A 22205-nucleotide genomic window follows, 5' to 3' on the forward strand; every position below is an offset into this window, starting at 1 on the left:
CTTTGTGTAGGTTTAATTTTAAATTATGTTCTTTATAAAGAACTATAAACAAACATAAAATAACCGTTTCGCTATATAGTATATAACTAAATTCATAGAGAGTTCATATAAACCATTTACAATAAAAGTAAGAAAAACATAAGACGGGAGAGATGAACATGACATGGAAAACTGAATGGACGAAATGGAGTATGCACAGCGAGTTATCAAGTAAATTAAAAAAACAAATGAATGAATGATCGAAAGTGAACGAGAAGATGCCTTTTATAAACAGCTCGAATTTGGCACATGCGGAACGAGAGTCGAGCTCGGTGCGGGACTCAATCGTATGAATATCTACACCGTTCGAAAAGTCACGGCTGGACTTGCTAAATACATCGAAGAAAACGGTACAGAAGCCAAAAAACGAGGAGTCGTGATTGCTTATGATTCCCGCCATGGCTCGGCAGAATTTGCTTTAGAAGCAGCCAAAATGCTGGGAGCGCACGGAATTAAAAGCTATGTATTTCAAGAGCTGCGGCCAACGCCAGAATTATCATTTGCTGTCCGTTATCTTCGCGCTTACGCTGGAATTATGATTACAGCGAGCCATAACCCTTTAGAATACAACGGCTATAAAGTATACGGAGAAGACGGATCACAGCTTCCTCCTGCAGCGGCTGATGTGATCGTCACGCATATGAATGAAATTGAAAACGAACTGCTGCTGGAAATAAAAGATGAACGTGAACTTTTGAGTCAAAATCTAGTAAGCTATATCGGAGAAAATTTGGATCAAGTGTATTTGGATTATGTAAAAGGTCTTCAGCTAAACAAAGATGTGGCTAACCTACATATTGTTTATACGCCGCTTCATGGTACGGGACAAACGCTAATGCCGCAAGCACTTCAAAACACCGGGTTTCAGCACATCACAATTGTGGACGAGCAAAGAAACCCAGATCCTCACTTTTCAACCGTTGCATCTCCTAACCCGGAAGAAGCTCAGGCTTTTCAGCTGGCAATTAAATATGGAAAAGAAACAGGTGCGGATTTACTGCTTGCTACAGATTCAGACGCTGACCGGTTAGGAGTGGCTGTAAGAAATAACGATGGTCAATACATTTTGCTGACAGGAAATCAAACGGGTGCTTTATTGCTGTATTATATGCTGTCACAGAAACAAGAAAAAGGGATACTTCCAGATAACAGTGTGATGCTTAAAACAATTGTGACATCAGAATTAGGACGTGCAATCGCAGAAGATTACGGTGTACAAACAGTCGATACGCTCACTGGTTTTAAATACATTGCTGAAAAAATTGATGAGTATAAAAAGAAAGGAACAAAAACATTTCAATTTGGCTACGAAGAAAGCTACGGTTATTTAATCGGTGACTTTGTTCGCGATAAAGATGCCGTGCAGGCAGCGGTGATGATTGCTGAAGCAGCTGCTTATTACAAGCAGAAAAGAATGACTCTTTATGATGGACTAATAGAGCTTTACGAAAAATACGGCTACTACAAAGAGTCTCTCACGTCTTTCACTTTAAAAGGAAAAGACGGAGCTGAACAAATCAGCCATATTATGAACAGATTCCGTGAGCACCCTCTGACAGAAATAGCAGATGTAGCAGTCGAGAAAATAGAAGACTATCAAAGCGGAAAAAGAACTAACTTGCTTACCGCTCAGCAAGAAAGGATGAACTTGCCTTCATCCAACGTACTGAAATTTTGGCTGCAAGACGGCTCTTGGTTTGCCATTCGTCCGTCCGGCACAGAGCCAAAAGTGAAGTTTTATTTTGGGGTGAAGAAAGGAATGTATCCGGAGAGCGAAGAGCGGTTGAAAGAAGTGAAAACAAGTGTTATGAATACAGTGAAAGAGATATAGCTTAATACAAAAAAGCATTGATACATATCAATGCTTTTTTCATTTAGTCCTGCTCAAAGAAATATTTTAAACGAAATTTGCTAAAAAGATTGGAAATTGTCGAAAGTCTGCCGATATAACGAAGGAAAACAGAAAATTAGACAAGGAGACAAGTAGACAGAATGAAAAAGATTTTACCTGTTTTACTGATGCTAAGTTTACTGATCGTGTTATATAGTGCTGCAGTAGTGTCTGTACAGGCAGCCGAAACAGAGCCAACGGTATCGGTGAAATTAAAAAATTATTTAGGCAATCAATCTAGTATTAAAATTAAACCATCGCAATCCTATACGATTGCAGACAGCAAAGTAACGCTTCAAGCTAATACAGAGTATGAAGTAAAAGTAGCGGGGAGCAAAGTCAACTTACTGCATAACCAAGAAGTGCTTGGTGAATTCGATAGTTTCACTGCTAAACCTTCTACATATGAAGCCTTCCTTTCTATTAATAACCGAAACTACTTAGGGAACGTACAGTTTACCAATGAAAGCAGTAAATACGTCAGACCCATCAATACAATTCCAATGGAAGACTATTTAAAAGGCGTTGTTCCAAAAGAAGTGTATACGTCTTGGCATAGTAACGCATTAAAATCTCAGGCTGTTGCGGCGAGAACATACGCATTAAGCTATGCAAGTAGCACCATTGATGATACGACGAAGTATCAAGTATATGGAGGATATGAATGGTATAACAGCACCAACAGCGCGGTCGATGAAACGTTCGGAAAAGTATTAAAGTACAACGGTGCGTTGATTAACGCTGTGTTTTCTTCAAGTAATGGTGGGATCATTGAATCCGACTATAATGCATGGCAACAAGCTTCTCATTCTTACTTTCAAGTGAAAACTGATCCGTATGACCCTCAAACAAAGTGGTCATTAACAATTCACAAACAGCAAATTGACCTATCTGCAAAAGATTTGAAAAACCCAGACGCTTGGTGGAGTCAAACAAAAGAAGTAGATGAAAAAATCGCAGGCAAAATTAAAGCACAAATGCAAACGGAGCCCCAATTTAAAGGAAAAGACATTAAAATTGTAGGCATCTCTAAAGTAAATCTTTATCAACCAACGTCAGGTCAGCGCATGAGTAAAGGAGATATTAGTCTAACCTATGTGATGAGAGGTGAAGTAGACCAAGACAATAAGCTCGCGGTTAAAACATGGAGTAAAGTCGGATACAAAGCAGATAACATTCGATTTATGCTTGACGGAACTCGTTTTAAAAGCCTTATGGTTACTAAACAATATCAAGATCCAAGTGCTCAAATCATCACCATTGAAGGAAAAGGAAACGGACATGGAGTCGGCTTAAGTCAATTCGGAGCAAATGCCATGGCTGCTCAAGGAAAATCATATACGGATATACTAAGCTTTTACTATCCGGGCGTAAGCCTAGTCTCTCACTATGAGGACAAATACCCTAGAGTCACTATTCCAGATCCAGCTCAAGTAGATCCAATCAAGGCTGGCGATAGCAAAATATCAGGAACAGCTGAACCTAATTCGACTATCTACGTAAAAGTATGGCCGAATACAATTGCGACAGGAAAAGCAGACGCTGCAGGGAATTTTTCATTCGACGTGCCAGAACAACAAGCGGGAACAATGCTTCACATACTGGTCAAAGGTCAAGGCGGCTACAGTACGTACACAAAAATTTATGTCCAGTCTGATACAGCCCCTGAAGCAGCAAAAGTAAATGAGTTAAATGAAGGCGATACAAACCTAACGGGAACAGCGGAGCCAAATTCGACTATTTACGTAAAAGTATGGCCGGATACGATTGCAACAGGAAAAACGGATAATGCAGGAAACTTTTCGATTACAATTCCAAAGCAGCCGGCGGGCAAACAGCTTCACGTATTAGTAAAAGGCCAAGGCGGCTATAGTACTTATACAAAACTATTTGTGCAAACGGACCAGGCTCCGGCAGCAGCAAAAGTTAACGCTGTTTCAAGCCAGGATACGGAACTTACAGGAAGTGCAGAGCCAAACTCGACTATCTATGTAAAAGTGTGGCCAGATATCATTGCGACGGGAAAAACGGATAATGCAGGAAACTTTTCTATCACCGTGCCAAAGCAAAAATCCGGGACACTTCTGCACGTGTTAGTGAAAGGGCAAGGAGGCTACAGTACGTATACGAAAGTGACCGTAAAATAAAAGAATACGAGATTTTTAGCATAAAAAAAGCATGCCAGCGGCATGCTTTTTTTACTTTGGTACTCTTACATTCGTTCTTCTTGCCCGATATAACAAATATAAAGCAATGGCTGCACCTAGTGAATCAACAGCTACATCTATAATCCGACCATCTCGGCCGATAATAAACGCCTGATGCACTTCATCTATAAATGCAAACGCAGCTACACACAGCCATGCTTTTATGTAACGATAGCTCTGCTTTTTTAAATTCCAGTAAAAAAGTAAGCCTAGCATGCCGAAAAAAGAAAGGTGGGCAATTTTTCGCACAATGAACTCAACGTTAAAACCGTAGCTGTAGGCTGTGAAAAATTCGCTGCCAGGGTGCAGTACAGACCAAAGCGTAGCATTGTGATCCCAAGCGGACGGATTTGTCCAGCTGGAAGGATCCGTCACTTCTAAATGGGGAGTGTGGGAGAACTTTGAAATAGATAATAGCAAAAGAACTAATAACACCCGTTTTAAAATCATAAAAAAACTCTTTTCTCTACAAAATTTTCACTTAATGATAAAAAAAGATGGTGAAAAATGCAAGGAATTAGTTAGAGTATATGACTTTATTAGGTCTTATTAACCACTTACTGAATAGGTTAAACTGACCATTTTTCGAGTTTATTTTCAATGAAAAAGCAATAACCAAAGGAATGGTTGCGTTTTCAATATAACAAACAAAAATTCTTATTTTTATCAGAAATTTAAAAATAAATAATTCTCTAGGCTCAATAAATGTAAGGGTTTCACTGATAAAATAGGTTTTGTAGAGTTAATTGGAATAAAATTCTTTTAAATGAAAATAGATCTAATTATTATAAAAAAATAGTATACAGTTATAACGTTTATCATGATAAGAAAAGACTATTTCAGATACAAAAAACGTCATAATAAGAATAAAATGAGCCATTTGATAATTTTCGACAAAATAAGACGTTGAAGGGTTAATATGCCTATGGTAGTATTTCATAAGTATAAACTAGTTCATATAGCTTATTTGGAGGGGAAGGAGGTTATAAAAAATGATTGATCTTCACTGTCATATTTTGCACGGTATTGACGACGGTGCTAAAACCATAGAAGACAGCTTACAAATGGCAAAGCAAGCAGTAAGTGAAGGGATTCATACCATTGTTGCAACTCCTCACCACCAAAATGGCCAATACATAAATGAAAAAAATGAAATCATACAGCGAGTGGAACGATTAAACATTCATCTGCATCAAGAAAATATCCCTCTTACGATATTACCAGGTCAAGAGTCTCGTATATATGGAGAAATTATTAAAGACTATCAAGATGGTAAGATACTCACTTTAAATCAAACAGATAAATACCTGTTTTTAGAACTGCCATCCAGCCAAGTGCCAAAATTTACAGAAAAATTAGTCTACAATATCCAGTCGGAAGGGCTAACACCTATCATCGTTCATCCTGAGCGAAACAGCCGGCTTATAGAAGATCCAGATATTTTGTACAACCTGGTGAACAAAGGAGTTCTCACTCAAGTTACAGCATCCAGCTTAACAGGAAGATTCGGTAAAAAAATTAAAAAATTTTCTATGGATTTAATCCAAGCAAACTTAACTCATATGATTGCTTCTGATGCACACAATCTATCTGGAAGAAACTTCTACATGCAAGAAGCAAGCGAGTTGATTTCATCTGAATATGGAATTGACACGTTATACATGTTTCATGAAAATGCAGAAGCTGTTATAAAAGGCTACGTTTGTTTTCAAGATACGCCCCAGCAAGTGAAGAAGAAAAAGTTTTTAGGGATCTTTTAAAAGACAGAATTCCTGACAGCTTTCTTCTTTTTTTAGTGAGGGTGGATTAATATTCAATAAAAGTTACAAATATTAAAAAATGGTGATATCTCCTAACCACTATCAAAGGAGATACTCGGCTGTACTGTGGGTGCTTAAACACCTTAGACACGATTGTTGTCAAGAGTATGGTGTGAGGACGGGTTAGATGCCCAAAATTTAATTGTGTAAATACTTATGAAAGAGCTGTATATGTACAGCGTTTCCATAAGTATTTACATCTCGTACATACCTAAATCAGTAAATAAAAAGAGAGAATGAGGGATGATGAATTGATGAAAAAAGTAAAAAAAGCAATTATTCCAGCAGCTGGACTCGGAACACGCTTCCTCCCAGCTACAAAAGCAATGCCAAAAGAAATGCTTCCAATTGTTGATAAGCCAACGATTCAATACATCGTTGAAGAAGCGATTGCTTCAGGAATCGAAGACATTATTATCGTCACAGGTAAAGGCAAAAGAGCGATTGAAGATCATTTCGACTTTGCACCTGAGCTGGAAAATAACCTAGTTTCAAAAGAGAAGTTTGATATTTTAGAAAAAGTACAGCAGTCATCTAACGTAGAAATTCATTACATTCGTCAAAAAGAACCAAAAGGGTTAGGGCATGCGGTATGGTGTGCACGTAAATTTATTGGTGACGAACCTTTTGCTGTGCTGCTTGGTGATGACATTGTACAAGCGGAAACACCATGTCTTCGTCAGCTGATGAATGAATACGAACAAACGTTATCTTCAGTAATCGGCGTTCAAACGGTGCCTGATAACCAAACGCACCGATACGGAATTGTTGATCCGGTTTCAAACGACGGACGCCGTCATCAAGTAAATACTTTTGTTGAAAAGCCAGCGGCAGGTACGGCACCTTCTAATCTAGCAATCATGGGACGCTACGTATTTACTCCTGAAATCTTTAAATTTTTAGAAGAACAAGAAGTAGGAGCCGGCGGTGAAATTCAATTAACGGATGCTATTCAAAAATTAAACGAAATTCAGCGTGTATTTGCGTATGATTTTGAAGGCAAACGTTATGATGTTGGAGAGAAGCTAGGGTTTATTGAGACAACGATTGAATTTGCATTGCAGCACCCAGAGTTAAAAGAAAGTTTATTAGAGATTATGGAGAATCTAGTGAAAAAAGAAGCGAACAATAAAGTAACTGTTGAGTGATTAGAAGGGGTGAATGAAGTTGCCAGTGATTGCTGAACCAAAAACAGAAGCTGCTGTCCAAGCACCCCCAGTAGAGAAAAAAGTAAATCCTAACAATAAAAAAGGATACCTTTTTTCGAAAAGATGTATCGATGTAATCGGAGCATTGGCAGGACTGCTTGTACTATTAATTGTTTTTATTGTGATTGGTCTATTAATTAAAATAGAAGATCCCAAAGGTTCGATTTTCTTTTCACAGAAGCGTGTAGGTAAGAATGGCAAAGAATTTAACATGTACAAGTTTCGTTCCATGGTATCAGATGCAGAAGCTAAGCTAGCTGAATTACTTCAGCAAAATGAAGCAACGGGTGCCATGTTTAAAATGAAAAACGACCCGCGAGTAACTAAAATAGGAAGATTTATTCGTAAAACAAGTATTGACGAACTTCCTCAGTTATTAAACGTGTTAAAAGGTGATATGAGTCTAGTGGGTCCACGGCCGCCGCTTGTAAGAGAAGTCAATGAATATACCGAATATCAAAAACAGCGTTTGCTCGTAACGCCTGGCTGTACAGGGTTATGGCAAGTCAGCGGAAGAAGCAACGTTGGTTTTGAAGAAATGGTTGAATTAGATTTAACGTATATGACAACACGGTCTTTAAAGACGGATATTACGATTATATGCCGAACGGTTCTATTGCTGTTTGGTTCAAAAAATGCTTATTAACCAAAGGAAAGCTGGTGTCTTAAAATGAACAAAAATTCAAAAATTTATGTAGCTGGCCACAGAGGACTTGTTGGTTCAGCTATCGTACGAAAATTACAGGAAAAAGGCTATAACAATTTAGTATATCGCACAAGTGCTGAGCTAGATTTACGAGACAAACCGCAAGTCGACGCATTTTTTGCAAAAGAAAAGCCAGAGTTTGTGTTCTTAGCAGCGGCTAAAGTAGGCGGTATTGTGGCAAACAATGAATATCCTGCAGAGTTTATTCACGATAACTTATTAATTCAATCAAATATTATTGATGCAGCATATCGAAATGATATAGAGAAACTATTATTTCTCGGAAGCACATGTATTTATCCAAAGCTAGCGCCTCAGCCATTAAAGGAAGAATATTTACTAACAGGTGCGCTTGAACCAACAAACGAACCGTATGCCATTGCTAAAATTGCCGGTATTAAAATGTGTGAATCTTATAATCGTCAATATGGTACAAAATACATCTCAGCAATGCCAACGAACCTTTACGGTCCAAATGACAACTTTGATCTTCATACATCACACGTTCTTCCGGCACTGCTTCGCAAGTTTCACGAAGCTAAAGAAAGCAATGCGCCGTTTGTTGAAATGTGGGGAACAGGCACACCAAAACGTGAGTTTCTATACTCAGACGACTTAGCAGATGCGTGCGTGTTCTTAATGAATACATACGAAGGAAATGAAATCGTTAATATTGGTGTGGGGGAAGATATTACAATTAAAGAGCTTGGGGAAAAGGTAAAAGCAGTTGTCGGTTATGAAGGGGACATTCAATTTGATACATCAAAACCAGACGGAACGCCTCGTAAACTAGTAGACGTAACAAAACTGAATGGTCTTGGCTGGAAAGCAGAAACAGCTTTAGAAGACGGTCTTCAAAAAGCGTATCAATGGTTCCTAGATAACGAACTAGCTGCAGCAAAATAAGTAAAAACTTTGCATTAAACTAAATCATAAAATAACAGTTGATATATATGGAGGATACGATGAAAACAGCATTAATTACAGGTGTAACAGGACAAGACGGATCATATTTAGCAGAACTTTTACTAGAAAAAGGCTATGAGGTGCACGGACTAATCCGCCGCAGCTCTTCTTATAACCAAGAGCGTCTAGAAGATCTTTTAACAGAAGAAGCAGCGAGCGCATTATTAAATAACTCAAATTTTCACCTTCACTATGGTGATGTAACGGATGCACTAAATGTGACACGTATTATTGGTGACATTCAGCCAGATGAAATTTACAACCTAGCAGCACAGTCACATGTACGCGTATCTTTTGATATGCCTGGATATACATTAGACGTTGATGCAAAAGGTACGTTAAACATTCTTGAAGCTGTACGTATTTTAGGGTTAACAGATAAAACGCGTGTGTACCAAGCTTCTACTTCTGAACTGTACGGGAAAGTACAAGAAGTGCCGCAAAAAGAAACAACGCCTTTCTACCCGCGTTCTCCATACGGTGTAGCGAAAATTTACGGCTTCTGGATTACAAAGAACTACCGTGAATCTTATAATATGTTTGCTGTAAACGGTATTTTATTTAACCATGAGTCAGAGCGTCGAGGTGAAACGTTTGTAACGCGTAAAATCACCCTTGCTGCTTCACGTATCGCACAAGGTAAACAACAAAAATTAACGCTAGGAAACTTAGATTCTTTACGTGACTGGGGTTACGCAAAAGACTATGTAGAATGCATGTGGTTAATTCTTCAACACGATAAGCCGGAAGATTTTGTTATTGCTACTGGTGAAATGCACTCAGTACGTGAATTTGTACAGCTTGCATTTAAACACACAGGCATTGAAATTGAGTGGAGTGGTGAAGGCTTAGAAGAAAAAGGAACAAACAAAGCAACGGGTGAAGTGATTGTAGAAATTGATCCTAAGTTCTTCCGTCCTGCAGAAGTGGATCAATTATTAGGAGATCCGACTAAAGCGAAGACGCTATTAAACTGGAATCCAACTAAGACTTCATTTGAAGAGTTGGTTCGTATTATGGTTGAAGCGGATATGAAGAAGGTTGAGAGTGAAGAGAAGATTAAGGTGATGTTTGATTGATTTTTCACTTAGAATCAATGATTCATTAAATTTAATATAAGACTGTTAAGAGGAGCCAACTTCTTTCTGTTTTAATGTACGCATTACATAGAAACAGAGAGAAGTGCTCTTTTTAACATTGTAAAGTATCTTAGCAACGATAATTTATAAATAATATATTAGAGGCTGGTAAAACAAGGTTTTTGTTAAGATAAGTAAGTGTAGCCTCATGCAGATAGGAAAGAGATATTCTATGGTCGAAAAGGTGAAAACTGATAAGAAAAAACTATTAATATACGCGCATTATTATATTCCAGATGTAGCTTCCACAGGTCAAATCTTAAGAGAGTTAGCAGAAGGAATGATCCACGAATTTGATATAACAATAGTCTGTGTAGTTCCATCTTATACAGGAAAAGTTGCTGACGAATATAAAAAGAAAATGTTTTACAAAGAAGAAGTTAACGGCGTAAAGGTTATTCGTATCCGTGTACCGGAATTTTCTAAGAGCAATAAACTAAGCAGAGTTAAAAATATTCTTTCCTATTTTATTGGAGCTATGATTGCTACCTTTAAAGTTGGAAAAATGGACTATGTATATTCTATTTCTCAGCCACCTATTTTAGGAGGCCTACTTGGCGTTTGGGGTAAATGGATGAAGCGAGCTAAATATATTTACAATATCCAAGACTTCAACCCCGAACAGACAATGGCTGTTGGATATAGTAAAAACAAGCTGGTACTAAAAGCTATGATGATGTTTGATAAGTTCAGTTGTAGACAAGCTGATAAGGTAATTGTTGTTGGACGGGATATGGTTGAAACACTAAAAGGCAGATTTAAAGGAAGAAAAGTACCTAATCATACGTTTATCAATAACTGGATTGATGAGAAAGAAATTTATCCTTTACCACCAGGTCATGAAAAAGTAGTGACTTTTAAAGAGAAGTATGGTTTGCAAGATAAGTTTATTATTATGTATTCAGGTAACTTGGGACTTTATTATGACCTTGAAAACTTGATGAATGTTATAGAAAAGTTTAAGGATAGAGAAGATGTAATTTTTGCTTTTGTAGGAGAAGGAACTATTCGAGAAAACTTAGTTCAATACAAAGAGAAAAATAACCTTCAAAATGTAATTTTCATTCCCTACCAAGATAAATCAGATTTAATTTATAGTTTAAATGCTGGTGATGTTCACTGGTGCTTAAATGCTAAAGGAATCAAAGGTGTATCAGTTCCGAGTAAATTATACGGAATTATTGCTGCTGGAAAACCAATATTGGGTGCCCTTGAGAAAGGATCAGAAGCACGATTAATTATAGAAGAAACGCAGTGTGGGTATGTAACTGAGCCAGGAAATTATAATGAGGTTGAGAAACTTATTCAGAAATTCCTTGATGAGAAAGGGAGTAATAAATTAACTGAAATGAGTGAACGTGGGAGAGAATACTTAGTTGGAAATTTAACTAAAGATGTTTCTATAAATAAATATATCAAAGAAATTTAATTCTCTTAATTAATTCTATTAAGTACCTTTATAGAAGTCCACAAACATAACATTTTGAAAAAATATATAATAGGAATGGGAAAGTGATATGAGTGAAACAGAAGACAAAGAAGGTATGTCTAATATCATCTTCTGGTGGACATTTAGAACAAATTAAACAACTAAAAGAAATAACTGCTCGTTACGATTATTTTTATGTAGTTACCCGTACAAAAGCGACTGAAGCTATGCAGCAGAAAAAATATATAGTTAGTGATTTGATTCGTACAAATAAGTTTGTTTCATGTGTAAGAATGGCTAAGATGATGATTGAACAGTTTGGAATTTTTTTAAAAGAAAGGCCCGATGTTATTATTACAACTGGAGCAGCAGTTGCTATTCCTATGTGTTTAATAGGGAAAATATTTAAGAGAAAAGTAATTTACATAGAAAGTTTCGCTCGAATTAATACCCCTAATAAGACAGGACAGCTAATTTATAAATTTGCAGATTTATTTATTATACAATGGGAAGAATTGGAAAAACATTATCCTGAGGCTGTTTATGGAGGATCAATCTATTGAAAACACTGGTTACAATTGGCTCCATGGTGGAGAAGAAATTTACAAGGTTATTTCATATCATAGATGAACTTTGTGAGGAAAATGTTTTAGATGGAAGTCAATTAATTGCCCAATCAGGGTTTGATAACTATATTCCTAGACATTTCAAATCTTTTGATATGATTGCAGATGAGGAATTTAAAAAACTTATTGATGAATCAGATTTAATTATTACACATGCAGGAACTGGAACCGTCACGGCATGTTTAAAGAGAAACAAAAAAGTTATTGTGTTTCCAAGGATGGCTAAATATGATGAACACTATGATGACCATCAGCTAGAATTAGCGAATTTATTTATAAAGAATAATTATGTACTATGTGCGGAAAATAAAGAAGAATTAGCAAAATGTATTAAAGAGTTAGATTTATTCACGCCTCAAAAATTTGTCTCTAATAACGGTAAGATTAATAAGCTAGTAATAGACTTTATTGAGAAATAACTAGTAATAGGATTGTGTGGTGAAAAAATGAATAAAAGTATTTCTGTGGCTGTTGTTATGACAGTATTCAATAGAAAAGAACAAACAGAAAAGTGTATTTCTTCTATTTTAAAAGAAATGGACCAGATGGACCTAAGCATTGACTTCTACGTAACTGATGATGGTAGTAATGACGGAACCCATGAGCTTTTTAAACATTATCAGGAAATATATATAAATAACAAGTTTGTTGTATTAGAGGGTTCTGGGAATCTATTTTGGAATAAAGGAATGCATTTAGCATACGGAGAAGCTTTGAAACACACTTCTTATGATTTCTATTTATGGGTTAATAATGATGTTGAATTTTTTACAGGGTTTCTTTCAGAGATTTTAAAAGATTATGATAGGGCTAGAGAAAAACAAAAATACGTTCTTATTTGTGGCGGAGTTAGATATAAGGACAGGAACGAACTGAGTTACGGCGGAGCGATTAATCATAGTGAAATAAATCCATATAAAAGAACCTTGCTAACACCAAATGGTCATATTCAAAAATGTGATTGTGTTAATGGAAATTGTTTATTAATTCCATCTGAGACAGCTGCTTTAATAGGCAATATTGATGAGAGATACGAACATGGATTTGGAGACTTTGATTATGGATATAGATTAATTCGTGCTGGGGGTCAGCCTTATGTGGCATCAGAATTTGTTGGGAAGTGTGACAGAAACAGTATAATAGGCTCTTGGAAAGACACGTCGTTATCTATAAACAAGAGGTTTCTTTTGAAAAATAAGCCAACAGGTCAGCCGCCCTACAGTCATAAAATCTTTTTGAAGAAATGGTTTCCAAAGCTATGGTTTTATTACTGGATTAAGCCATATATTGGGATTGTTTCTTCTTCATTAACTTATAGAATAAGGAAGAGCTAAAGATGAAAATTGCAATTGTTGTACCCATTATAGGTAATTTTGGTCGAAAAGGTTTTTATCATTCACAAGAAATTGGGCTTGGAAAAGAAATTGCTAAAAATGGGCATGAAGTAATAGTATACAAATGTGTACCATTAAGCTTTAATGCGGAATTAACGGAAGAAGCCTTTGAAGGTATAAAAGTTAAATATATTCCTACTAGATCGATTGGACCTCACGGTTTATTTAAAACATCAGTTATTGATAAAGATACAGATGTGGTTTTTGCTTTTTCAGATACTCAATTAATAATACCGAGACTGTATCGTTACTGTAAGAAGAATAATATCAAATTTATCCCCTATGTAGGTATAGCTCATAGTTTTCAAAGAAATATAAAGTCAAAAATAATGGATCAAGTCTTTAAACTCACTACATTAAAGGTATATAAAAAGGTTAAGGTAGTAACTAAGACAGATCATGCTAAGCAAGAACTTATGTCTATGGGGGTTCAAGAATGTGTGGTTGCGCCAGTGGGATTAGATTTTTCATCTTTAAAGGTAGATTTTGAAGAATATGATCGAGTTAAATTACGTGAAAAATGGGGATTTTCTGCAAAAGACGAAATAATATCATTTGTCGCAAGATTACAGCCAGAAAAATGTCCCCTAGAGCTTATTGATATTTTTAAAGAAATGAAATCCTCAAATAAAAAACTGCTAATTGTTGGTGATGGAGTATTGAAAAATAAGCTCAAGGAAAAAATTATCATTAACAAACTTGAAGAAAAAGTCGTATTAATTTCACAAGTAAAATATGAGGATATGTGGCAAATTCATTACATAGCAGATTACTTTATTAATCTTCGAAGTGATGAAATTTTTGGTATGGCAATTATGGAGGCAATATATTATAAGAGTTCTGTAATCGCAATTTCAGCTCCAGGTCCTAATACAATTCTTGAAAATATGAAGGCACATAAAATTTGTAAAGGCTTAAAGGATATAAGTGTTTATTTAGAAAGGCATAAAATAATGTATAACCAACTAGATGAAGACAAAGCCTACTTAACAAAAGATTTCTCTTGGTCAAAATGTGCAAGTTATATAAAAATATAACTTTTTAAAGATATTATTAACTAAATGAAATATAAAATAGTACTATCGCAACAATAGTGTTATAAAGTTTAAAAGAATAGGGCGAAGTAATTATGTTTGTTTTTAAAATATCTAGAAAAATTAGTTTGTATATTAGTCGCATATATAATTTTTTCCTTATCAAAGACCAAAGAGTTAAAATTGGTAAATACTGTGTTTTTAAGGGCAGAATATACTTCTCGGGAAAGAATAGCATTAAATTAGGAGATAACGTACGAATTAATTCGGGAAAGCATTTTAATGTAATTGGAGGTAATACAAGAACTATAATTCGTACTATTGGGCCTGGTAAAATTAATATAGGAAATGGCTGTGGAATATCTAATTCGGCAATTATAGCAGCTAATTCAGTAACAATAGAAGATAATGTTCTAATAGGAGGGAATTGCAAGATATTTGATACAGATTTTCATCCATTACAAGCCGAGAAAAGGGTTGAAAACGAAAACTCTGACACGAAAACAAGTCCGATTCTTATAAAAAAGGGCGCTTTTGTTGGAGCGCATACTGTTATTCTTAAGGGTGTTATAGTTGGAGAAAATAGTATAATTGGGGCAGGTTCTGTAGTTACAAAAAATATTCCTTCTAACGAGATATGGGCTGGAAATCCAGCAAAATTTATTCGTGAAACTTGATAATTAAAGATACGAATTACTAAGAGCAACCAGTATTTTATTATTTTTATAACTGTAAGGAGAAAAATTTAGGTTTTTTAATAATTTTATTACAAAGATTATGGTACTAACTAGACAATTTTAAGCGAGAAGTATCTGTGAGGGAATGGTTATTTAAAAGATTATTGAGTCAAAAAAATATATTGTGAAATTTCCGAAAAGAATCCTAATTATTAAAAAAGGTGAGAAAATGAAGAAGATATTATATGTACACCATGGTACTAGTATGGGTGGAGCACCTAGAAGTCTTGCATTTCTTATTGAAAAACTTGATAGAACTAAATATTTACCAATTGTTTTATGTATCAAAGATAAAAGAAATATTGAGTTTTTTAAAGCAGCGGGAGCAGATGTGATTTTTGATGAATCCTTACATCCATTTCACGGAAGTGTAGTATCAGGGATGAATACAAAGCTATTTATTAACAATTTGCGCCACGCTTTGCCTTCATTAAAAAAGATGCAAAAATACCTTGAAGAAATAAAGCCAGATATGATTCATTTGAATTCTTCTTGTCTTTTTTTATTCGCATATGCGTCTAAGATAGTAAATCCTACTTGTAAAGTAATCTGTCATATTCGTGAACCATTATTGGACAATCATTTCGGACAGATCTTACGTTATTTTAATAATAAGTATGTAGATGGATTTATTTCGATTGATGATTATGATTTGGAAAATATGCGTGTTAAGGAAGCAAAAAATAAAGTGGTTTACAATTTTGTGAATATTGATATTTACAATTCAAACGTGAAATCTGAGTGCTTAAGAAAAGAGTTAAATTTAGATACGGGGGACATCGTTTTTTTGTTTCTTGCACGAATTGTAGAATGTAATGGTGCCTTAGAACTGATAAACCTGTGTCGAGATTCTACGAAAGTTAAATCAAATTATAAGTTTGTTTTTGTAGGAGACAAAAGCGATGATACTTCTAAGTATATACAAAAAGTAAGGGAGTTAGTTAAAGAAACTCCAAACTGCTACTTAGTGCCGTTTAGAAGTGATGTACCTGAGGTGATTGCTTCATCCGACGTGTTAATTTGCCCTTTTACCGAACCGCATTTTGCACGTGCAATAATAGAAGCAGCAGCTATGAGGAAGCCTGCTATAGGTTCTAACATTGGTGGAGTCAATGAGTTAATATGTAATAACGAGACAGGGATTCTTTATAATAACGATAAAGAATTAGAGAGGGCTATTAATACTTTAGGAGAGAATTATGAGCTTAGAGAAAAAATGAGCGGAAATGCAGAGCGGTATGCTTTAGAAAAGTTCAATTCCAGTATTAACTCTCGTGAAATAATGGAGTTCTATGAAAATTTATAGAAATGAGTTTGTAAATTATATTAAAAACGGAGAATATCAGTGATTAAAATATTAGAAACATATAAGAAGCTTCCAATACAGGCAAAAGCCTCGTTATGGTTTGTTTTTTGTAACGTTTTCCAAAAAGGAATTGCACTTATTACTACGCCTATCTTTACAAGGATTTTAACGACAGAGCAATATGGAATAGTCAATGTATATAATGCTTGGAGTAGTCTCTTAACAATTTTCTTTACATTAAATCTTTCCTACGGTGTATTTAATAAAGGGTTGGTTAAATATGAAAGCAGTAGAGATCAGTTTACGTCTTCAATTCAGGGTTTATCTACTACAGTAGCTTTAACGCTAATTGGAGTTTATTTCATTTTTAAAGATATAATTAATGCAAATGTTGGGTTATCAACATTTTTAATGATAATTATGTTTTTCGAAATGCTAATTTATCCTGCTTTAGGATTTTGGTCAGCAAGACAAAGGTTTGAGTATAAATATATAAAATTAGTTATTGTTACAACTTTATTGACGGTGTTTAATGCATTATTAAGTGTAATAGCGGTACTTAATACAGAAATCTATAAAGCTGAAGCAAAATTATCTGCTAGTGTTCTTGTTATAATTCTAGTTTGTGGAACCATATATGCCCGAAATTCCTTTAAAGGAAAGCAATTCTACAATAAGGAAATATGGATGTTTGCATTATCTTTTAACATTCCACTTATTCCTCATTACTTGTCCCAATCTGTGTTAAATCAGACAGATAGAATTATGATTGATAAATTTTATGGAAGCACTGAGGCAGGAATATACGGAGTGGCATATTCTGCAGGTATGTTATTAACTATATTTAACAGTGCCTTAATTGGATCTATTACTCCCTGGATGTATGATTTGATAAAAAAGAAAAATTATAATGGAGTAGCAAGAAAAATTAATGGAATTTTATCCTTAATGCTTTTAATAATCTTAGCCTTAATATTATTTGCACCAGAAGCAATTAAGGTACTTGCATCAAAAGAATATTACCAGGCTGTATATATAATTCCACCAGTTGCTGCAAGTGTGTATTTTATGTTTATGTATAATATAGTTTGTCTTATAGAATTTTATTTTGAGAAGACAAAACTAGTATTAGTAGCTTCAGTTTCTGGAGCTATTCTCAATATTGCTTTAAACTTATACTTTATTCCTGAGTTTGGATACTTAGCAGCGGGGTACACAACCTTGGCTAGTTATATTTTTATGAGTTTTCTTCATTTTATGTTTGCAGCAAAAATACAGAAAAATAACCATGTTTTTCCTTATCTTATCGAGAAAAAATTTCTGATTATTTCATCTTTGTTTTTAGTCTTATTTTCAATATTGATTAATTTCTTTTATAATCAATCCATCTTACGATATGGGATAATATTATGCATACTAGTTATTTCTTTCTGGAAGCGTAAGAAGATAAAACAACAATTATTAGAGTTCAAAAAACGTTAGAATTTTTAAACCTTTTGAGGAGAAACACATGAGAATAAGAATAAATAGCGTCTTATTAACAATATATTCTTTGTACATTTTTTCTTTTATAACTATATCCTGTAGTCAATTTGCAAATATAAAGTTATTAAATACTGCTGGAACACTGATTCAACGGGGATGCTTATTAATACTACTGTTCTTAATAATAAGGGATATTCTAAAGAAAAAAATGATTAAAAGAATGGTTTTGTGGGTGGCGATACTGGTATGTGTTTTAATAGTAGTATTTAAATCAAATAATGGAATTTTAGATTTAATAACAGTTTTCATCTTTGCCTTTTCCCTGAAAAATATATCATTTCATAAAATTATTAAAGTAGATATAAGAGTTAGAAGTATAGCATGTGCTTTAATAATCTTATTATCTCTAGCAGGAGTTATTGATAGTAATGTTACATATAGCAATAGAGGGATTTGGAGAACCTCATTAGGCTTTAATCACCCAAATACACTAAGCCTTATTATTATGAGTTTATGTTTTCAGTGGTTTTATTTAAGGTTTTATAAATTGAAAATATTAGAATATATATCCATAATCTTGATTTTATATATCTTGTATTTCACTACTAATTCATTGACGAGCATAATTGGAATATCAGGATTACTAATTTTTAATTTGCTTACTCGTATATGTAAAAAGGTGAATTTTGGATCATTATTTTTGAGTACATCTCTATTTTTAGTGTTACCTAGTGCATTTGTTCTTTCAATATATCTTGCGATTAACTATTCAATTTTCGATCCTTTCATGGTAGCACTTAATGATATATCTACAGGACGAGTTGCGAGTATGAATAATTTTTATAATGAATATGGAATAAGTCTATTTGGACAACCTATAGAATTAATATCCACTACTAGAGCTTCACAATTAGGTATTTCTACTAAAGTTTTAGATAATGGATATATGAGATTACTACTTCGATTCGGATTACTTATTACGACTATTTTATTTATATTAATTATGAAGCTAAATTACCAATTATTAAAGAAGAAAGAATACGCTCTTGTGTCATGTCTAAGCACTTATTTCATTGTTGGTTTAATGGAATCCTCGTTTTATAGAATAGAATATAATATATTTTTATTGCCTATAGTTTATGTATTTATGAAAAAAGAGGTCTATTATTCACTTGAATTAAATAATAAGGTTGCCGAACACAGACAAAAATTCAAATTGTTAATGGGAAAATGAGTAGAATATTTGTTTTTAAAATTTATTTAAATATAAAAAATATATGAATAGAATATAAGATTTTTCTAATGGTATGAAAGTGAAACTATTATAGTTTTACTTTCATTTATAACAAGGAGGAAAAATAATGAAAATAGCAGTAGCTGGAACAGGATACGTTGGCTTAGTCACTGGAGTTTGCCTTGCAGAAAATGGGCATGCTGTTACGTGTGTAGACATAGATGATAAAAAAGTAGTATTAATGGAATCTGGAATTTCGCCTATTTATGAACCAGGGCTTGAAGAACTAATGAATAATAATATGGAACATTTGCATTTTACAACTGACTACCAAGTAGCTTATAAAGATGCAGACGTTATTTTTATAGGTGTTGGAACGCCAGAAAAACCCGATGGTTCAGCAAATTTGAGTTACGTGTATGGAGTAGCGGAGCAAATCGCTTCTAGCATTGAAAAAGACTGTGTAGTAGTAGTTAAATCGACAGTGCCAATTGGTACAAACGATAAAATTGAAAGCTTAATTAAATCTCAGTTAAAACATGATGTGAATGTATATGTTGCTTCGAACCCAGAATTTTTGTCTCAGGGAACGGCTGTGAGGGATACCCTGCATACTTCTCGAATTGTAATTGGAGTAGAAGAAGAGGCTGCTGGTGAGACATTAAGAGAAGTATATAAAAACTTTGATGCTCCTATTGTTGTAACGAATCGAAAAAGTGCTGAAATGATTAAGTATGCCTCGAATGACTTCTTAGCGTTAAAAATTTCCTTTATCAATGAGATTGCGAATTTGTGTGAGATTATTGGTGCAGATATTGAAGACGTGGCACTTGGCATGGGATATGACGGTCGCATTGGTAACAAATTCTTAAATGCAGGGATTGGCTATGGGGGATCTTGTTTCCCGAAAGATACCAAAGCATTGCACTGGCTTGCAAATTTTCATGATTATGAGTTAAAGACAGTAAAAGCCGCGATTGATGTAAATGAGAATCAAAAGCTTAAACTCATTAAAAAATCTCGCAAGTATTTTGACAGTTTAAAAGGGCTGAATGTAGCTGTGCTCGGTCTAACGTTCAAACCAGGAACGGATGATTTGAGAGAAGCACCTACGCTTGTAAATATTCCGCTTATGTTAGAAGATGGAGCGAATGTTAAGGCTTGGGATCCAATTGGTATTGATAACTTTAAGAAAGTACATCCAGAAGATGTGACGTATTGTTATTCAATTGAAGAAACGCTGAAAGATGCAGATGTTTGCTTTATCTTTACAGAGTGGGATCAGGTAAAGCACTTTGATTTATCAAACTACAGCAAACTAATGAAAAATCCAATTGTTATTGACGGTCGAAACTGTTACGACTTGGAATGTGTAAAAGATGCAGCTATGGTGTATGACTCTATTGGAAGAGAAACGATCCATAACTTAGAAGTTTCATTAATCTAATGATGTAAGTTATGAGATGAGCTTAATTTAAAATAAACTACGCGCAAGAGCTGCAAAGAAGCAGGTCTTTTTTTATTGGAGGGAAATAAATGAAACTTGTATTGTTATCCGGTGGATCTGGTAAGCGTCTATGGCCGTTATCAAATGATACGCGTTCCAAGCAGTTTTTAAAGGTATTAGAAGGGCGAGACGGGCAGAAAGAATCAATGGTTCAGCGCGTCTGGAATCAGATTGAAGCGGTCGGGTTAAATGAATCAACAGTCATAGCTACGTCTAAGCTTCAACGTGACATGATTCGGGGGCAGGTCGGAACGGATATTCCGTTAATTATTGAACCTGAACGTCGTGATACGTTTCCGGCTATTGCTTTAGCTGCTTCTTATCTTCATAGTGAAGAGCAAGCATCTGAAGATGAAATCGTTGTCGTACTACCGGTTGACCCTTATGTGGAAGACAGTTTCTTTGAACGGGTAAAAGATTTAGAAAGTGTGCTTCGTGATTCAAAAGCTGATTTAGCGTTAATGGGTGTGACACCTACGTATCCTTCATCTAAATATGGATATATCGTGCCGGAAGGAAAAGTACAAGGGGACAGTTATTTTACAGTGGATTGTTTTACAGAAAAGCCGAGTGAAGAAGCAGCTATTGGATTAATTAATCAACGTGCGCTTTGGAACTGCGGCGTTTTTGCGTTCCGCTTAGGTTATTTGCTTCAGATTTTACAAGAAAAAAACCTTCCGCTTCAATTTGAAACATTGCACAAAGAATATACAACGCTGCCTAAAATTAGTTTTGATTATGAGGTGGTAGAGAAGGCGAGTCATATTGTGGCTCTTCCCTATGATGGTTATTGGAAAGATCTTGGTACGTGGAATACGTTAACGGAAGAAATGGCGACATCTCAAATTGGAAAAGGTGTATTAACGGATGACTCAGCTAATACGCATTTAGTAAATGAGTTAGATATTCCAGTTACGGTGTTAGGGGTGAAAGATGTAGTTGTTGCGGCTAGTCCAGACGGGATTTTAGTTGCAGATAAAGCATCTAGTCCTAAGATTAAAGAAATTATTGGGGATTGGAACTACCCTCCAATGTATGAAGAACGTCTGTGGGGCTGGTCACGTGTGCTAGATTATGCGAAGTACGACGAAGAAACTGAAATGGTGACAAAACGTATTCATATTTCAAAAGGAAAGAACTCGACGTATCATTATCATAATTTACGTGATGAAGTATGGACGATTGTACGCGGAGAAGGAGAGCTTGCGCTTGATGATTACATTCGTCGCGTAAAAGCAGGGGATATTATTCATTTGCCTGCCGGTAAAAAGCACGGAATTCATGCGTTAACTGATCTTGAATTTATTGAAGTCCAAACGGGAAAAGTGATTTCAAATGAAGATACGATTCGCCTTATTTATGACTGGAATGATGTGATCAAGCAATTCCAATCGTCAAGACCGCAGGTGATTTTATAAAAGATAGAAGCTTAGACAAAGTCAAAGCTTCTATTTTTTTATGTAACTAATGGGAAGGT

General features: G+C 34.9%; 18 protein-coding genes and 1 pseudogene. 18 read left to right on the forward strand and 1 reads right to left on the reverse strand.

What is annotated here, in order from left to right; translation table 11 throughout:
* Positions 1 to 158: 158 nt before the first annotated feature.
* Positions 159 to 1870 (forward strand): annotated as a pseudogene (locus OK414_RS05430) (phospho-sugar mutase).
* 161 nt (positions 1871 to 2031) lie between these two features.
* On the forward strand, positions 2032 to 4077 hold the full coding sequence (locus OK414_RS05435; RefSeq protein WP_263045486.1) for a SpoIID/LytB domain-containing protein: 2046 nt from the start codon (positions 2032 to 2034) through the stop codon (positions 4075 to 4077).
* A gap of 51 nt (positions 4078 to 4128) precedes the next feature.
* Here the strand turns inward: OK414_RS05435 and OK414_RS05440 are convergent, their stop codons facing one another.
* Positions 4129 to 4587 carry a VanZ family protein gene (locus OK414_RS05440; RefSeq protein WP_080967549.1) on the reverse strand — a complete coding sequence of 153 codons (459 nt, stop codon included), beginning with the start codon at positions 4585 to 4587 and terminating at the stop codon, positions 4129 to 4131.
* A gap of 542 nt (positions 4588 to 5129) precedes the next feature.
* Between OK414_RS05440 and OK414_RS05445 the strand changes: the two genes are divergently transcribed.
* The 16 genes from OK414_RS05445 (at position 5130) to OK414_RS05520 (ending at position 22146) form a co-directional block, all read left to right on the forward strand.
* Positions 5130 to 5897 (forward strand): tyrosine-protein phosphatase, encoded by a 768-nt coding sequence (locus OK414_RS05445; RefSeq protein WP_098787751.1) that lies wholly within the window; start codon positions 5130 to 5132, stop codon positions 5895 to 5897.
* 314 nt (positions 5898 to 6211) lie between these two features.
* On the forward strand, positions 6212 to 7105 hold the full coding sequence (gene galU / locus OK414_RS05450) for a UTP--glucose-1-phosphate uridylyltransferase GalU (protein WP_263045485.1): 894 nt from the start codon (positions 6212 to 6214) through the stop codon (positions 7103 to 7105).
* A 13-nt stretch (positions 7106 to 7118) separates the two neighbouring features.
* Complete coding sequence (locus tag OK414_RS05455) at positions 7119 to 7811, forward strand: sugar transferase (protein ID WP_263045484.1); 693 nt, start codon at positions 7119 to 7121, stop codon at positions 7809 to 7811.
* Positions 7812 to 7835: 24 nt separating this feature from the next.
* Entirely contained in the window at positions 7836 to 8777 is a 942-nt protein-coding gene (gene fcl / locus OK414_RS05460) for a GDP-L-fucose synthase (protein WP_263045483.1), read from the forward strand.
* A 59-nt stretch (positions 8778 to 8836) separates the two neighbouring features.
* On the forward strand, positions 8837 to 9916 hold the full coding sequence (gmd, locus tag OK414_RS05465; protein ID WP_098791065.1) for a GDP-mannose 4,6-dehydratase: 1080 nt from the start codon (positions 8837 to 8839) through the stop codon (positions 9914 to 9916).
* Between the two features lie 232 nt (positions 9917 to 10148).
* Positions 10149 to 11405 carry a glycosyltransferase family 4 protein gene (locus tag OK414_RS05470; RefSeq protein WP_263045482.1) on the forward strand — a complete coding sequence of 419 codons (1257 nt, stop codon included), beginning with the start codon at positions 10149 to 10151 and terminating at the stop codon, positions 11403 to 11405.
* Between the two features lie 92 nt (positions 11406 to 11497).
* A complete protein-coding gene (pssD, locus tag OK414_RS05475) occupies positions 11498 to 11968 on the forward strand; it encodes a PssD/Cps14F family polysaccharide biosynthesis glycosyltransferase (RefSeq protein WP_263045481.1) in 471 nt (156 codons plus the stop codon).
* Positions 11965 to 12450, forward strand: a complete 486-nt coding sequence (gene pssE, locus OK414_RS05480) for a PssE/Cps14G family polysaccharide biosynthesis glycosyltransferase (RefSeq protein WP_218012080.1) — start codon at positions 11965 to 11967, stop codon at positions 12448 to 12450. The genes pssD and pssE overlap by 4 nt, the downstream gene beginning before the upstream one ends.
* Before the next feature lie 27 nt (positions 12451 to 12477).
* On the forward strand, positions 12478 to 13365 hold the full coding sequence (locus OK414_RS05485) for a glycosyltransferase family 2 protein (RefSeq protein ID WP_263045480.1): 888 nt from the start codon (positions 12478 to 12480) through the stop codon (positions 13363 to 13365).
* 2 nt (positions 13366 to 13367) lie between these two features.
* Positions 13368 to 14462 carry a glycosyltransferase family 4 protein gene (locus OK414_RS05490; RefSeq protein ID WP_263045479.1) on the forward strand — a complete coding sequence of 365 codons (1095 nt, stop codon included), beginning with the start codon at positions 13368 to 13370 and terminating at the stop codon, positions 14460 to 14462.
* Positions 14463 to 14554: 92 nt separating this feature from the next.
* Positions 14555 to 15136, forward strand: coding sequence for an acyltransferase (locus tag OK414_RS05495; RefSeq protein ID WP_263045478.1), 582 nt, complete (start codon positions 14555 to 14557; stop codon positions 15134 to 15136).
* A 229-nt stretch (positions 15137 to 15365) separates the two neighbouring features.
* The gene (locus OK414_RS05500) at positions 15366 to 16502 is read left to right on the forward strand and encodes a glycosyltransferase family 4 protein (protein WP_263045477.1); all 1137 of its coding nucleotides are present in this window, start codon (positions 15366 to 15368) and stop codon (positions 16500 to 16502) included.
* Between the two features lie 39 nt (positions 16503 to 16541).
* Complete coding sequence (locus tag OK414_RS05505) at positions 16542 to 17984, forward strand: lipopolysaccharide biosynthesis protein (protein WP_263045476.1); 1443 nt, start codon at positions 16542 to 16544, stop codon at positions 17982 to 17984.
* 28 nt (positions 17985 to 18012) lie between these two features.
* Complete coding sequence (locus tag OK414_RS05510) at positions 18013 to 19221, forward strand: hypothetical protein (RefSeq protein ID WP_263045475.1); 1209 nt, start codon at positions 18013 to 18015, stop codon at positions 19219 to 19221.
* A 127-nt stretch (positions 19222 to 19348) separates the two neighbouring features.
* Positions 19349 to 20668, forward strand: coding sequence for a UDP-glucose dehydrogenase family protein (locus tag OK414_RS05515; RefSeq protein WP_263045474.1), 1320 nt, complete (start codon positions 19349 to 19351; stop codon positions 20666 to 20668).
* An 89-nt stretch (positions 20669 to 20757) separates the two neighbouring features.
* Positions 20758 to 22146, forward strand: a complete 1389-nt coding sequence (locus OK414_RS05520; protein WP_263045473.1) for a sugar phosphate nucleotidyltransferase — start codon at positions 20758 to 20760, stop codon at positions 22144 to 22146.
* Positions 22147 to 22205: the final 59 nt, after the last annotated feature.

This window comes from Priestia sp. JV24 (genome assembly GCF_025910025.1).
In the GTDB taxonomy this organism is placed as follows: Bacteria; Bacillota; Bacilli; order Bacillales; family Bacillaceae_H; genus Priestia; species Priestia megaterium.

What these genes read in the sequence shown, in the direction of transcription:
- galU (WP_263045485.1), top strand. Translation starts at nt 6,212, where the DNA reads ATGAAAAAAGTAAAAAAAGCAATTATTCCAGCAGCTGGACTCGGAACA.
- OK414_RS05510 (WP_263045475.1), top strand. Translation starts at nt 18,013, where the DNA reads ATGAGAATAAGAATAAATAGCGTCTTATTAACAATATATTCTTTGTAC.
- OK414_RS05515 (WP_263045474.1), top strand. Translation starts at nt 19,349, where the DNA reads ATGAAAATAGCAGTAGCTGGAACAGGATACGTTGGCTTAGTCACTGGA.
- OK414_RS05495 (WP_263045478.1), top strand. Translation starts at nt 14,555, where the DNA reads ATGTTTGTTTTTAAAATATCTAGAAAAATTAGTTTGTATATTAGTCGC.
- OK414_RS05445 (WP_098787751.1), top strand. Translation starts at nt 5,130, where the DNA reads ATGATTGATCTTCACTGTCATATTTTGCACGGTATTGACGACGGTGCT.
- gmd (WP_098791065.1), top strand. Translation starts at nt 8,837, where the DNA reads ATGAAAACAGCATTAATTACAGGTGTAACAGGACAAGACGGATCATAT.
- OK414_RS05470 (WP_263045482.1), top strand. Translation starts at nt 10,149, where the DNA reads ATGGTCGAAAAGGTGAAAACTGATAAGAAAAAACTATTAATATACGCG.
- OK414_RS05490 (WP_263045479.1), top strand. Translation starts at nt 13,368, where the DNA reads ATGAAAATTGCAATTGTTGTACCCATTATAGGTAATTTTGGTCGAAAA.
- OK414_RS05455 (WP_263045484.1), top strand. Translation starts at nt 7,119, where the DNA reads ATGAAGTTGCCAGTGATTGCTGAACCAAAAACAGAAGCTGCTGTCCAA.
- OK414_RS05440 (WP_080967549.1), bottom strand. Translation starts at nt 4,587, where the DNA reads ATGATTTTAAAACGGGTGTTATTAGTTCTTTTGCTATTATCTATTTCA.
- OK414_RS05500 (WP_263045477.1), top strand. Translation starts at nt 15,366, where the DNA reads ATGAAGAAGATATTATATGTACACCATGGTACTAGTATGGGTGGAGCA.
- OK414_RS05435 (WP_263045486.1), top strand. Translation starts at nt 2,032, where the DNA reads ATGAAAAAGATTTTACCTGTTTTACTGATGCTAAGTTTACTGATCGTG.
- OK414_RS05485 (WP_263045480.1), top strand. Translation starts at nt 12,478, where the DNA reads ATGAATAAAAGTATTTCTGTGGCTGTTGTTATGACAGTATTCAATAGA.
- OK414_RS05520 (WP_263045473.1), top strand. Translation starts at nt 20,758, where the DNA reads ATGAAACTTGTATTGTTATCCGGTGGATCTGGTAAGCGTCTATGGCCG.
- fcl (WP_263045483.1), top strand. Translation starts at nt 7,836, where the DNA reads ATGAACAAAAATTCAAAAATTTATGTAGCTGGCCACAGAGGACTTGTT.